Below are 14,220 nucleotides of genomic sequence, written 5' to 3' on the forward strand. Positions count from 1 at the left end.
TTAGGCTTCTTAAGATTCTTGCTGATTTTGGGTAGGAAATGCACTTGAGCGCGCCACCATATTTAAATCTTGTCCATTGCGTCGCACTCCGACATTTAATTCACTACCAACGCGACTGTTTTCTACTGCTTCCTGTACTTGATTGGCATCTGTAACCGACTGATTATTGATTGTATGGATCACATCCCCAGCTCGCAAACCAGCCTCAGCAGCGGGAGAATTGGGCATTACCTTAACAACTAAAATACCCTGATCTTCGTCTACACTCAAGCCACTGTTGGGGTTATTGTTGAGGCTTTGTTTTATCTCAGGTGTGAGCTTCACCATTTGAATGCCGAGATAGGGGTGTTCTACTTTACCATTAGCCACAATCTGGTCGGCAATTCGTTGAACACTATTGATCGGGATTGCAAAACCGAGTCCCTGAGCTCCTTGAATGATCGCAGTATTCATACCAATTACTTCCCCGCGTTCATTCAACAGAGGACCACCAGAGTTGCCAGGGTTAATCGCTGCGTCGGTTTGAATGAAGTCCACCCTTTTATCGGGAACACCCACTTGAGAGCTAGAGCGCCCTGTTGCACTGATAATACCAGAGGTTACTGTATTGTCTAAACCCAAAGGATTGCCAATTGCGATCGCCCATTCTCCAGGCTGGATTTGATTAGAATCACTCAAGGTAACAGTTGGCAGATTATTGGCTTCAATTTTGACCACTGCCACATCGGTTACTGGGTCTTTCCCTAAAACCTTACCATCAAAGGTGCGACCATCCTTGAGGGTTACTTTCACAGTATCAGCACCATCTACAACGTGAGCATTGGTAATAATGCGGCCGTCAGCACCGACAATAAAGCCAGAACCTACCCCCCGCACAATCTCCTCTCTGGGCTGTGTGGGAAGCTGCGAGCCAAAAAATTGCCGGAAGAAAGGATCATTGAAAGCATCTGGGACTTTACTTGTCACCGTGCGAGAAGCATCAATCCTGACTACTGCTGGGCCGACTTGTTGCACCACATTACTGATAAAGTTGGGGTCTTGAGTCGCTAAAGCTTCTAGGAATGGCCTTGGCTGTACTGAGTTGCTTGACCCTTGAGAAGTTTGAGCAATAGCTTGAGCCGATAACGGAGACTGTGGATTCCAGGCTAGGTAGGTTCCTGTAGTGGCAATACCAGCGCCTAGTAACACTAGCGACAGATAACTAGCAGGCTTTTGCCAAGTAGAACGCTTAGATTTATTAGCTTTGGAGTTCCAAGCACTGAAGAAAGTATCGCTCGATTCCCCTTGATTGTTGTTGAACTCACGAGGTTCAGTTTTCATTGTTAGCACCTCACCGTGTTGCAATTATGTCTTACTTAGAGCTGACACTATTTAATTTAGTAACTCCTTGTGTCACTCATATTGCAGAGAGATGGCAATCTGATAAAGATTTTTCGCCAAGGGGTATCGAGCCACGTTCAGGAAAAAAGAGAGCTATTGAAAAAACTTATCGACACACAATTATCACAACTCTGATACAAGACTGACACAAGGGGAGCCTAAAGTAACAACATCTTTCACAACAGAGGAATATAGCGATGTCTATTAACTTTGGTTTAGAAAAAACCTTAGAATATATCGCCGAAGCTGCTTTAGAACTGTTTAGTCCCAATCATGATACTTATCCATTGACAGGTATCCAGCCTTTTGATGGTGAACCCTGGAAAGAGAGCCGACACAAGTAAACCTCAATCATAGAACAATGACCACGTTGACTTAGGAAGTCACGTGGTCGGCGCAACCTCTTCAAAAGATTAGCAATAAAGAACAGTAAAAGTTATTCAAAACTATTAGCAACACACAAGCCGTATAACTGCGCGACAAGATTGCAGGATTGAGCAACGGCTTACTGATGTAATAACAGAATTAATTGCCATGAACACCATCAATAATTGTCGTTGCTACTCAAATCGATTGTTGCGCCACATCTACCAACAAAAAATTTACTAGTTTTGTCCGTCGTGTCACCACAAAATACCAGATTTTACCCAATCAGAAGCTAAAAAAGCAGGGCTTACACACTCAGTCAGATTAGCAAGGGTAGAACTAAGCTTTCTGCGTCTTTGCCAAGACTCATAATTATCATATTGGATCTATTACCAAAAGGCCTTAATCGAGTCAGCAGATTCACTAACTGGCGAACTATCCGCAATTGGTGGCGGTGGTGTCTCTGGACTAGCAATTGGTGGCGGTGGTGTCTCTGGACTAGCAATTGGTGGCGGTGGTGTCTCTGGACTAGCAATTGGTGGCGGTGGTGTCTCTGGACTAGCAATTGGTGGCGGTGGTGTCTCTGGACTAGCAATCGGTGGCGGTGGTGTCTCTGGACTAGTAGATTAGACCTCTTGCATAAATGCTTAAATGTCATGTTGAGCAACGCGAAACATCTCGCGAGATGCTTCACTCCACTGCATTCCGCTCAGCATGACCTTGAGAATTATTAGACTTTTGCAAGAGGTCTATTGAGGAAATCCCGACTCACAGGCGATACCGTCGTTATCTCGATCTAAGTCATAGCGATCGCCCTCAAAGGCATCTAATACTCGTTGGGCATCCTCTTGAGTGGCAAAGTCTTGGCAATTGCAATCGCCTCTACTCACACAGTCTGGGAAATTATTTGCCTGTGTAGATCTTAAAGCAAATATCCTTGTTAGACATCCAATAAGAATAATCCTAAAGATAATCGATTGATCGAGTTTCATATCGCCCCCATGATCACCGAATTAAGTAAATAATTAAAGACTATAGCAATTCTATGTGATTTTCCAATAAGGAAGACTAGGAAATAGTATTCGTATCTCAATAATTAATGAGAAAATTAACCACCGATTAACAAGAGATGCATAGAGCTAAAATATGCAGTTCTCACAATTAATCGAGGATTACTAGATTGTCCTCTATTTTAGCTTTAGGTAGAAGCTAGCAAACATTTATTTTTTTAAATATGAGAATAAATATTTGACAGTAGGTTGATTTTTGTCCACTTATTTACCTATGTAGTTTTGCTTAAAACTTAGTTGTCCACGCCGTCTCAAAGAAGTCTCGCTCACACAACAGGGCATAGCGATAGCTGGATTTTACAGATGCAGTAAGGTTAGTGTACTTGTCTATTAAACTCTCTAGTTGCTGAGTCAACTGCTCAAATTCTTGATCGCTATAGGTGCGAATCCACTCTGCATATTGGTGTTCCGGAATGCCATTCTCACCTAGTTGTTGACCCAAAAAGCGATAAAGACGCATACATGGTGTCATCGCCACAGTGATTAAACCAACATCGCTACCCCAAGCAGTTGCCATTAAGAAATCTGTGTAACGACGCGTTGCTGATGCTGGTTCTATTTGATGCAAGTCTACTCCCCATTTAGCGGCATAACTTTTGTGGAGTTTTAGTTCTTGCAAAACGCCTGCTGCTAGGGTATGAAATGTCTTAAAAGCTTCCCAGTCGGGAGCCTTAGCTGCGGTAATACTGTAGGCACGAGCAAAGGCTTCTAGGAAAAAAGCATCTTGACCAACGTAGTAGGAAAACTTGGCACTCTCAAGATTACCAGTAGCGATGCCTTGTACAAAAGGATGTTGCAAACAGACTTGTGCTAGATCTTGATTAGAGTTCCATAAGTCTGTGCTAAGTGTCATAATTTTTGTGCAGTTAATTATTGCTTTTTATCGCCACTGAACTCACAGCCTGAGCAGGAATAACTGGCGATTGCACTGCTGAAGACATCGGATTTGGGTTAGTCTCACTAACCCCGGCAGAGATATAGACCGAGAAGGTTACGGTGATGGCCAGTAGTAGTTTTTCGAGCATCGCGCGTTCCTCCAATCACAACTCAATTGATACTTAAGAGCCGATACTATCAATATCTCCCATTTCTTTCGAGTGACAGGTGATAGAAGCTGATGATTACTGGTGAGAATTATCTAGAAGCTAAGTGATATCGCTCATAGACAGGTAAGCTCTTCTTTTGCTAGTGAGCTGTTAAACTTTATTGTCAATAGATTGCTAAATCCTTGTCGTGCGACTATCTTGGTCGCTACTTATAGCTAATTTACTTAAATGCGTGACAGCTTAAGCAGTGAAATACTGCTTAATTAGCTAGCTAGTCTTACAATTTGTAAAGAAAGATTTCAATAATCAGTGCCTTCCGTCAAAAATCAAAGAAAAGCACTTGGCTTGTCATGGAGAACATTAGAGGAGAGAGGACACTGTGGAGACAAACGTGAACTGCGCTGAAGCCTGCGTCAACGGCTGCATTCTGGGTGACAAATGCCCCCACAAAGAATATGCTGCCGAAGCGTCTAACTTCATAGGAGAGACTTCCCTGGATAAAATGCTGGAAATTGCCGAGAGAGCGCGAATGAAGAAACTCACGGAACCACCAAAGTGGATTATTCCTGACTTTCCTGAAGATACATAAGTAGTATCACTTTAGTTTGCTCAGATGCGATCGCATTTAGACAGTAGAGTTAGACAAATATCCGTTGGCAGATTGCAGGTTGCAGTGGAGAATTTTCATCACTGTAACAATCTGAGAGAATGAGGAAACATATCTATACAGACAGACATCAGCCAGCAAGCAATATATATGCAAACTCTTCCGACCCCTCAAACTGCGCCCAAACCACCAGAAATTGACACCACCATCCATCGGCGCAAAACTCGTCCAGTGAAGGTTGGCAACGTTACCATCGGCGGTGGTCATCCCGTGGTGGTACAGTCAATGATTAATGAAGACACCTTAGATATCGCTGGCTCCGTTGCCGGGATTCGTCGTTTGCATGAGATTGGCTGCGAGATTGTCCGTGTTACTGTGCCTAGCATGGCTCACGCCAAAGCTTTGGCAGAAATTAAAGAAAAATTAGCTGCAACTTACCAAACCGTACCCCTGGTGGCTGATGTCCACCACAACGGCATGAAAATTGCCCTGGAAGTTGCCAAACATGTCGATAAAGTGCGGATTAATCCCGGATTGTATGTCTTTGAAAAGCCAAAATCTGACCGCAACGAATACACCCAAGCCGAATTTGAGGAAATCGGGAAAAAAATCCGCGAAACCTTGGAACCTTTAGTCATTTCGCTGCGAGATCAGGGAAAGGCAATGCGAATTGGTGTCAATCACGGTTCCCTTGCTGAACGGATGCTCTTTACCTACGGTGACACACCAGAAGGTATGGTAGAATCTGCCCTGGAATTCATTCGCATTTGTGAATCCTTAAGCTTCCGCAACATTGTAATTTCCCTAAAAGCCTCACGAGTTCCCGTGATGTTGGCGGCTTATCGCCTGATGGCTAAGCGCATGGATGAATTAGGGATGGATTACCCCCTGCATTTAGGTGTCACAGAAGCTGGTGATGGCGAGTATGGTCGCATTAAGTCCACCGCTGGCATTGGCACCCTTTTGGCGGAAGGTATTGGCGATACCATTCGGGTCTCGCTCACAGAAGCACCAGAAAAGGAAATTCCTGTCTGCTACAGCATTCTGCAAGCTTTAGGACTGCGGAAGACTATGGTGGAATACGTCGCCTGTCCTTCCTGTGGTCGTACGCTGTTTAACTTAGAAGAAGTGCTCCACGAAGTCCGGGAAGCAACAAAACACTTAACCGGATTAGACATAGCGGTTATGGGTTGCATTGTTAACGGACCAGGAGAAATGGCAGATGCAGACTACGGTTATGTAGGTAAGCAGCCTGGTTATATCTCCCTGTATCGTGGTCGAGAAGAAATCAAAAAAGTGCCGGAAAGCCAAGGAGTTGAGGAACTGATTAATTTAATTAAGGCGGATGATCGCTGGGTAGAACCTTAAAACTTCTGGGCAATTGAGTTCCTCCCTTGGTATAATTAAAAGTTTAGCCGAGGGAGAAACAAAAACAGTGGTTCTTCCGAAGCAGGAGCTAAAGTCATAAAACTAAAACAAATTAGACGGCAATCATTGAAGAAGAACCTTTAAAATAATCTGGTCTCAATAACTGTCAGCGAATAGACAAACGAATATGCCCCGCCGCGACGACCTCCACAAAATTCTCCTCTTGGGTTCTGGCCCGATCATCATCGGACAGGCCTGTGAGTTTGACTATTCCGGCACCCAAGCTTGCAAAGCCCTCCGGGAAGAAGGATACGAAGTAGTACTGGTGAACTCCAATCCCGCCAGTATCATGACCGATCCAGAAACCGCTGACCGTACCTACATTGAGCCACTAACACCGGAAATTGTGGAGAAGGTCATCGAAAAAGAGCGACCCGACGCCCTACTGCCGACCATGGGTGGTCAGACGGCCCTGAATCTGGCAGTAGACTTAGCCAAGAGTGGGGTACTCGAAAAGTACGGCGTTGAACTGATTGGGGCAAAACTGCCGGCAATTGAGAAGGCAGAAGACCGCCAACTGTTCAAAGAAGCGATGGAAAAAATTGGCGTAGGAGTCTGCCCTTCTGGAATTGTCAATAATCTAGATGAAGCAAGAGCGATCGCCGAACAAATTGGGCAATATCCTTTAATTATTCGACCCGCCTTTACCATGGGTGGTTCTGGTGGTGGCATCGCCTACAACCAGGAAGAGTACGAAGAAATGGCACAGGTAGGCTTGGATGCCTCGCCAGTAACTCAAATTCTAGTAGAAAAGTCACTCCTCGGCTGGAAAGAATTTGAGCTAGAAGTAATGCGAGATTTGGCAGATAACGTAGTAATTATCTGCTCCATTGAAAACATTGACCCGATGGGTGTCCATACCGGAGACTCAATCACCGTTGCCCCAGCTCAAACCCTGACAGATAAAGAATATCAGCGGCTGCGGGATGCCTCAATTAAAATTATCCGCGAAATTGGCGTAGAAACGGGCGGTTCTAATATTCAGTTTGCCATCAATCCCCTCACTGGCGATCTGATTGTGATTGAGATGAACCCCCGTGTTTCTCGTAGTTCCGCCCTGGCATCGAAGGCGACTGGTTTCCCCATTGCCAAGATAGCCGCCAAGTTGGCTGTCGGTTTTACTCTAGATGAAATTCCCAACGATATTACCAAGAAAACACCAGCATCCTTTGAACCGACAATTGACTACGTAGTTACCAAAGTTCCCCGGTTTGCCTTTGAGAAGTTTCCCGGTGCCGAACCAGTACTAACCACGCAGATGAAGTCAGTCGGGGAAGCGATGGCGATTGGCCGTACCTTTGCCGAATCATTTCAAAAAGCCCTGCGTTCCCTAGAAACAGGTCGTTTTGGTTGGGGTTGCGATCGCCAAGAAAAATTACCATCCTTAGAACAAGTACGCTCAGGTTTAAGAACCCCTAACCCAGAACGTATCTTTACAGTGCGTCACGCTTTGCAACTGGGCATGACGGTAGAAGAAGTTTACGAACTTACCGGAATTGACCCCTGGTTTTTAGATAAGTTAGAGGAATTACTAGAAACGGAAAAATTCCTCAAACGCGCTTCCTTAGAGAAACTAACTAAAGAGCAGTTGTGGGAAATCAAGCGACAAGGGTTTAGTGACCACCAAATTGCCTTTGCCACCAAAACGACAGAAGACAAGGTGCGCGCCTATCGCCAAGCCAAGGGTATTGTACCAGTCTATAAAGTAGTGGACACCTGTGCAGCAGAGTTTGAGGCATTTACACCCTACTACTACTCAACTTACGAGGAAGAGTCAGAAGTAATGCCTTCCGATAAGCGGAAGGTGATGATTTTAGGCGGCGGCCCCAACCGCATCGGGCAAGGGATTGAGTTTGACTACTGCTGCTGTCACGCAGCTTTTGCCCTTAGCAAAGACGGGTTTGAGACAATCATGGTCAACTCCAACCCGGAAACCGTCTCGACAGATTATGACACAAGCGATCGCCTTTATTTTGAACCACTGACCAAAGAAGATGTCCTCAACATCATTGAAGCCGAAAAACCGGAAGGCATCATTATTCAGTTTGGTGGTCAGACGCCCCTAAAACTGGCGGTTCCTTTACAAGAATTCTTGAACCGTCCAGAAGTCCAACAAGCAATACCCACCAAAATTTGGGGCACTTCTCCCGATTCGATTGATATCGCCGAAGACCGGGAACGCTTTGACAAGATTTTACGCAAACTCGACATCAAGCAACCAGCCAATGGTATTGCTAGGAGTTACGGAGAAGCCCTAGAAATAGCCCAGCGCATTAGCTACCCCGTAGTGGTGCGCCCTTCCTATGTCCTAGGGGGAAGGGCAATGGAGATTGTCTATTCTGACTTTGACTTGGAACGCTACATGAAGTTTGCGGTACAAGTAGAGCCAGAACATCCCATTTTGATCGATAAGTTTTTAGAGAATGCGATCGAAGTGGATGTAGATGCGATCGCTGACCACACTGGCAAAGTAGTGATTGGCGGCATCATGGAACACATCGAACAAGCCGGAATTCACTCCGGTGACTCAGCCTGTTCCTTACCTTACACCTCCCTGGCTCCAGCAGCCGTGGAAAAGATCCGCACTTGGACTCACCAACTAGCACAATCCCTCGGTGTTTTGGGATTGATGAATATTCAGTTTGCCGTTCAGGGAGAGACGGTTTATATCCTGGAAGCCAATCCACGGGCATCACGTACAATTCCCTATGTATCTAAGGCAACAGGTGTACCACTAGCAGGTTTAGCCTCTCGGGTCATGTCCGGGCAGACTCTCGAAAGTCTCGGTTTCACGGAAGAGGCAAAACCCCAACACATTTCCGTTAAAGAAGCCGTTTTGCCTTTTGATAAATTTGCTGGTACAGACACCATCCTCGGCCCAGAAATGCGCTCTACTGGTGAGGTGATGGGAATTGACACAGAATTTGGTAAAGCGTTTGCCAAAGCAGAATTAGCAGCCAAGCAGGATTTACCCTTGTCAGGCACCGTGTTCGTCTCGATGAGTGACCGCGATAAACCCGGTGTAGTACCAGTGGTGAAAAACTTAATAGATTTGGGTTTCCAAGTTATCGCCACTGAGGGTACACGTCAGACACTCAAAGACCAGGGACTGGATGTAGAGTTAGTACTCAAACTCCATGAAGGGCGTCCCCACGTTTTGGATGCGATTAAGAATAAGCAAATTCAGCTAATTATCAACACACCTTCTGGGGAAGACGCCCAAGCCGATGGTCGTTTAATTCGTCGCACGGCTTTGTCTTACAAAATTCCCATCATTACCACCATTGCTGGTGCTAAAGCGACAGCAGCAGCAATTCGTTCCTTGCAGTCGGAACCACTGGGTGTGAAGGCTTTGCAAGACTATATTTATTAGACTTCTTGGCGTTGTTGAATCAGGGTATGAATTGTCATTGTGAATGTAAGTGAACAATCTCGCTAAAGGATTTCGCAATTATTGACAATCCAGTTGGAGTGAAAAATAGTCCTTTGTGGAGAAAACCCTGCTTGGGGGGACTTCCCCTGCTCCCTGCCTCCTTAAAGGCATATCATGGTAACAGAGCCTCCCAAAGGAGGGAGAAATCATGGTATTCAACAAAATTTTGGTAGCGATTGATCGCTCATCCCAAGCAGCAGCAGTTTTTTCTCAAGCCTTAGAACTTGCTCAAAAACAAGAAAGTAATCTCAGGTTGCTTCACTGTGTTACTCAGGAAACTCCGGTGCCGACCGGGTCTTTTCTTGGTATTGGCACCCTAGGCGACGTCAACTTGTATGGCAGTTTGCAGCAGCAAAAACAACAACAACTGCAACAAGAAATTGAAGCAAGCAGAGACTGGCTACAAACCTATTGCCAACAGGCAACAACTCAGGGCGTTGCTGCGGAATTAGATTGCCAGGTGAATGACCCAGGCGTCAAGATTTGTGAAGTAGCCCAAAGCTGGGGCGCGGATTTAATTGTTATTGGTCGTCGAGGTCGTGAGGGTATAACAGAAATTTTACTGGGGAGTGTCAGTAATTATGTCGTCCATCACGCGCCTTGCTCGGTTTTAGTGATTCAAGGGGTTAATCAGTTAATCCAACAGTATCGTAACCTTTAAACCTTATCAAGCTATAGAGTTTACACAGGAGAGCAAACAGCTCGAAAACCAAATTCCTTGTCTGTGATGTTTGGCTTTTCCTCTCTGGAACAACTAGATGATGTGATGAATCTAGTTCATCAGGCGTTCGACAAGCACAGCGAGGAGCCAGACGCATGACAGCACGAGAAGCCAACTCACTCAAATCACCCAATTTTGCCTTTTTAGCTGTTCACGAACCCCAGTTAGTCCGTTTGGCAACCCTGGCAGAACAGTATTTTGCCACTGACCCCATTACTTGTTTAATGAAATTACGGCAGTTTGGGGAACTGTTGGCGCAATTAGTCGCCGCCTCTGGGGGACTCTACGAGGCAGAGGAAACAGAACGCCAAATTGATTTGTTGCGCCGTCTGCGAGATAGAGGCTATCTTCCCGGTGAAGTATACCGACTTTTTCAAGAACTCCGCATTGCTGGCAATGATGCCAACCACGACTTATCCGGTAATCATCGCACGGCATTGAGTAACCTCAAATATGCCCGACAGTTGGGGATTTGGTTTCATAAAAGTTTTGGTCGTGACCCTAATTTTAAAGCAGGTGCGTTTATCCCACCATCTAACCCCGTTGATGAAACCGATACTCTCAAACAGGAGTTAGATAAATTACGAGTAGAAGCCCAAGAAAGCCGTTCGGCAATAGAAATTTCCCAAGCTGCTGCTCAAGAAGAGGCCCAATTGCGGCAGTTGGCTGAAGAGTTATTGCAAGAAGCAGAAGCTAGGGAAGTGGAGGCATTACAACGCCTCGAACAGTTACAAGCAGTTGCTGTTAATCAATCTTCCGAAACTGTTGCCGAAACCCGCCGTCGGGTGCAGCAGGCAGGGAGTGAAATTGTTTTAGATGAGAGGGAAACGCGCCGTTTAATTGATGTGCAGTTACGGGCGGCTGGCTGGGAGGCAGACTCCGAGCAACTTAATTATTATAAGGGAATTTGTCCGCAAAAGGGAAAGAATTTAGCTATCGCCGAATATCCCACCGCTAACGGAAGGGCAGATTATGCCTTATTTGTGGGGTTGCAGGTGGTGGCGGTAGTAGAGGCGAAGCGTCAAAGTAAGGATGTTTCTGGGGATATTGACCAAGCAAAACGGTATAGTCGCGGCTATCAAATTAAGGGTAATCAAAGCTTAGCCAAGGGTAGTCCTTGGGGTGAATTTAAAGTGCCGTTTGTTTTTGCCACCAACGGACGGGAGTTTTTACAGCAGTTACGCACCAAAAGCGGGATTTGGTTTTGCGATTTGCGCCGCCCGGATAATTTGCGCCGTCCTTTACCTGCTTGGTATTCCCCTCAAGGGTTGATCGAGTTGCTGAGTCAGGATATTGAGGCGGCACATCGGAAGTTAGCCCAGGAAGATTTTAACTATAATTTGCAGTTGCGGGACTATCAAATTAAAGCGATTCAGAAGGTAGAAGCAGCACTTTCAAAAGACCAACGGGAAATTTTACTGGCTATGGCGACGGGGACGGGGAAAACTAAAACCTGTATTGCTTTAGTTTATCGGTTACTAAAAACGAAGCGGTTTCGGCGGGTGCTGTTTTTGGTAGATAGAACAGCGTTAGGGGAACAGGCGGCGAATGCTTTTAAGGATACTCGCCTGGAGAGTCTTCAGAGGTTTGCCGATATTTTTGAGCTTAAGGAATTAGGGGAACGGGAGATTGAGACAGAGACGAAAGTTCATATCGCCACGGTGCAAAGCTTTGTCAAACGGTTGTTATATCCCACCGATGAAACAACTATCCCCACTGTTGACCAGTATGATTGCATTGTTGTAGATGAATGCCATCGGGGGTATTTACTGGATCGAGAATTGAGTGAGACGGAACTAACATTCCGGGATTTTAATGATTATATCTCTAAATATCGGCGGGTGTTGGATTATTTTGATGCCGTGAAAATTGGCTTAACTGCAACTCCTGCACTACATACCACCCAGATATTTGGCGAACCTGTTTACACCTACAGCTATCCCGAAGCAGTAATTGACGGCTGGTTGGTTGACCATGAACCCCCTTATCGGATTATTACAGAATTATCAGCAGAGGGGATTACTTGGAATGCTGGGGAGGAAATGGAGTTTTTTGACCCGAAAACAGGGAAATTAGATTTAGTTCACGCGCCGGATACTGTGCGCTTTGAGGTGGAACAGTTTAATCGGCGGGTGATGACAGAACCTTTTAATCGGGTGGTTTGTGAACAATTAGCTAGGGATATTGACCCAGAATTACCAGGAAAAACCCTAATTTTCTGCGTTAATACAGATCATGCCGATATTGTCGTTGACCAAATGAAACAAGCTTGGCAAAACCAGTATGGCAGCGTTGAGGATGATGCGGTAGCCAAAATTACGGGGAATGCTGATAAACCTTTGGAGTTAATTCGCCGCTTTAAAAATGAGGTAAATCCTAAGGTGGCGGTGACGGTGGATTTATTGACGACGGGGATTGATGTGCCTCAAATTTGTAATTTGGTGTTTCTGCGGCGGGTCAATTCTCGGATATTGTATGAACAGATGTTAGGAAGGGCAACTCGTCTTTGTGATGAGATTGGCAAAGAAGTCTTTCGGGTTTTTGATGCGGTGGATGTTTATAGTGCTATTTCCCAGGTATCGGAGATGAAACCTGTGGTTAAACAGCCGAATATTTCCTTTAGCCAGTTGGTTGAGGAGTTGGGGAAGGTACAGGAGTCGGCAGCAGTTGAGAGTATTATCAATGAGTTTGTGGCGAAGTTGCAGCCGAAAAAGCGATCGCTTTCTGAGGATAACAAAGAAGCAATAGAAACTCTAGCCCAAATGCCTGTAGAAGAGATGGTTAAACATTTGCGCGAATTGAGTCCTAGTGAGGCGGCGCAGTGGTTGCAAGAAAGGCGAGAGATTGCCGAAATGTTAGATAGGCGGGATGGAGGAATGCAAAGGGTGCTGATTTCTCGCCATCCGGATATGTTGAGGCGGGTGGAACGGGGATATGGAGAGGCGGAACGTCCCCAGGATTATTTAGAGAGTTTTGATCAGTTTTTGCGAGAGAATTTAAATAAAATTCCGGCGCTGTTGGTGGTAACTCAGCGTCCCCGTGAGTTGACAAGGGGGCAATTAAAGGAATTACGGTTGTTATTAGATGCGTCGGGGTTCTCGGAAACTAAGTTGCAAGTGGCGTGGCGGGAGATGACGAATGAGGATATCGCCGCGTCAATTATTGGCTTTATTCGTCAGGCGGCGTTGGGGGATGGGTTGGTTCCTTATGGGGAACGGGTGGATAAGGCGATGAAGAGAATTTTGGCAAGTCGCAGTTGGACTGTACCCCAGCGGAAGTGGTTGGAGAGGATAGGACAGCAATTGAAGGTTGAGGTTATTGTAGATCGGGAAGCGTTTGAGAGGGGTCAGTTTAAGGCGCAAGGTGGGTTTAATAGGATTAATAAGGCGTTTGATGGGAAGTTAGAGGCGATTTTAGAGGAAATTAATCAGGCGCTTTGGCAGGATGTGGGTTAGAAAGAATGTCATGCTGAACGCAGGGAAGCATCTGGGAGATTCTTCCTTCCGCTTTGCTGCACTCAGAATGACACAATGGCGGAGGAATGTCATGCTGAGGAAACGAAGCATCTGGGAGATTCTTCCTTCCGCTTTGCTGCACTCAGAATGACACAATGGCGGAGGAATGTCATGCTGAGGAAACGAAGCATCTGGGAGATTCTTCCTTCCGCTTTGCTGCACTCAGAATGACACAATGGCGGAGGAATGTCATGCTGAGGAAACGAAGCATCTGGGAGATTCTTCCTTCCGCTTTGCTGCACTCAGAATGACACAATGGCGGAGGAATGTCATGCTGAGGAAACGAAGCATCTGGGAGATTCTTCCTTCCGCTTTGCTGCACTCAGAATGACACAATGGCGGAGGAATGTCATGCTGAGGAAACGAAGCATCTGGGAGATTCTTCCTTCCGCTTTGCTGCACTCAGAATGACACAATGGCGGAGGAATGTCATGCTGAGGAAACGAAGCATCTGGGAGATTCTTCCTTCCGCTTTGCTGCACTCAGAATGACACAATGGCGGAGGAATGTCATGCTGAGGAAACGAAGCATCTGGGAGATTCTTCCTTCCGCTTTGCTGCACTCAGAATGACACAATGGCGGAGGAATGTCATGCTGAGGAAACGAAGCATCTGGGAGATTCTTCCTTCCGCTTTGCTGCACTCAGAATGACAC

At 45.9% G+C, this 14,220-nt stretch carries 14 protein-coding genes; 10 read left to right on the top strand and 4 right to left on the bottom strand.

The genetic code is table 11. The annotated features are described in order from the left end of the window. Window positions 1–9: 9 nt before the first annotated feature. Window positions 10–1,320, bottom strand: coding sequence for an HhoA/HhoB/HtrA family serine endopeptidase (locus ACT7WV_RS03410; protein WP_445101548.1), 1,311 nt, complete (start codon window positions 1,318–1,320; stop codon window positions 10–12). Window positions 1,321–1,577: 257 nt separating this feature from the next. Here ACT7WV_RS03410 and ACT7WV_RS03415 point away from each other — a divergent pair, with 257 nt between their 5' ends. Beyond that, window positions 1,578–1,724 (top strand): isochorismate synthase, encoded by a 147-nt coding sequence (locus ACT7WV_RS03415; RefSeq protein WP_445101549.1) that lies wholly within the window; start codon window positions 1,578–1,580, stop codon window positions 1,722–1,724. A gap of 771 nt (window positions 1,725–2,495) precedes the next feature. On the opposite strand, the gene ACT7WV_RS03420 is transcribed toward ACT7WV_RS03415, so the two are convergent. From ACT7WV_RS03420 to ACT7WV_RS03430, 3 genes are all read right to left on the bottom strand, one after another. Beyond that, the gene (locus ACT7WV_RS03420; RefSeq protein WP_445101550.1) at window positions 2,496–2,636 is read right to left on the bottom strand and encodes an excalibur calcium-binding domain-containing protein; all 141 of its coding nucleotides are present in this window, start codon (window positions 2,634–2,636) and stop codon (window positions 2,496–2,498) included. A gap of 406 nt (window positions 2,637–3,042) precedes the next feature. Beyond that, on the bottom strand, window positions 3,043–3,669 hold the full coding sequence (locus tag ACT7WV_RS03425; protein ID WP_445101551.1) for a TenA family protein: 627 nt from the start codon (window positions 3,667–3,669) through the stop codon (window positions 3,043–3,045). Between the two features lie 13 nt (window positions 3,670–3,682). Continuing rightward, complete coding sequence (locus tag ACT7WV_RS03430) at window positions 3,683–3,841, bottom strand: hypothetical protein (RefSeq protein ID WP_445101552.1); 159 nt, start codon at window positions 3,839–3,841, stop codon at window positions 3,683–3,685. Window positions 3,842–4,241: 400 nt separating this feature from the next. Between ACT7WV_RS03430 and ACT7WV_RS03435 the strand changes: the two genes are divergently transcribed. The 9 genes from ACT7WV_RS03435 (at window position 4,242) to ACT7WV_RS03475 (ending at window position 14,217) form a co-directional block, all read left to right on the top strand. After that, window positions 4,242–4,451: a hypothetical protein gene (locus ACT7WV_RS03435; RefSeq protein ID WP_445101553.1), complete on the top strand. Its 210-nt coding sequence runs from the start codon at window positions 4,242–4,244 to the stop codon at window positions 4,449–4,451. 168 nt (window positions 4,452–4,619) lie between these two features. Then, a complete protein-coding gene (gene ispG / locus ACT7WV_RS03440; RefSeq protein WP_445101554.1) occupies window positions 4,620–5,837 on the top strand; it encodes a (E)-4-hydroxy-3-methylbut-2-enyl-diphosphate synthase in 1,218 nt (405 codons plus the stop codon). 187 nt (window positions 5,838–6,024) lie between these two features. Further along, window positions 6,025–9,270, top strand: a complete 3,246-nt coding sequence (gene carB, locus ACT7WV_RS03445) for a carbamoyl-phosphate synthase large subunit (RefSeq protein ID WP_445101555.1) — start codon at window positions 6,025–6,027, stop codon at window positions 9,268–9,270. Window positions 9,271–9,478: 208 nt separating this feature from the next. Beyond that, window positions 9,479–9,991, top strand: coding sequence for a universal stress protein (locus ACT7WV_RS03450; protein WP_445101556.1), 513 nt, complete (start codon window positions 9,479–9,481; stop codon window positions 9,989–9,991). Window positions 9,992–10,146: 155 nt separating this feature from the next. Next, window positions 10,147–13,506, top strand: coding sequence for a type I restriction-modification system endonuclease (gene hsdR, locus ACT7WV_RS03455; protein WP_445101557.1), 3,360 nt, complete (start codon window positions 10,147–10,149; stop codon window positions 13,504–13,506). 75 nt (window positions 13,507–13,581) lie between these two features. Then, a complete protein-coding gene (locus ACT7WV_RS03460; protein WP_445101558.1) occupies window positions 13,582–13,737 on the top strand; it encodes a hypothetical protein in 156 nt (51 codons plus the stop codon). Between the two features lie 4 nt (window positions 13,738–13,741). Further along, window positions 13,742–13,897 (top strand): hypothetical protein, encoded by a 156-nt coding sequence (locus ACT7WV_RS03465; protein WP_445101558.1) that lies wholly within the window; start codon window positions 13,742–13,744, stop codon window positions 13,895–13,897. A gap of 4 nt (window positions 13,898–13,901) precedes the next feature. Continuing rightward, window positions 13,902–14,057 carry a hypothetical protein gene (locus tag ACT7WV_RS03470; RefSeq protein WP_445101558.1) on the top strand — a complete coding sequence of 52 codons (156 nt, stop codon included), beginning with the start codon at window positions 13,902–13,904 and terminating at the stop codon, window positions 14,055–14,057. A gap of 4 nt (window positions 14,058–14,061) precedes the next feature. Next, window positions 14,062–14,217: a hypothetical protein gene (locus tag ACT7WV_RS03475; RefSeq protein ID WP_445101558.1), complete on the top strand. Its 156-nt coding sequence runs from the start codon at window positions 14,062–14,064 to the stop codon at window positions 14,215–14,217. The last annotated feature ends 3 nt before the right edge of the window (window positions 14,218–14,220 follow it).

It is taken from the genome of Symploca atlantica LB2515, assembly GCF_052546295.1.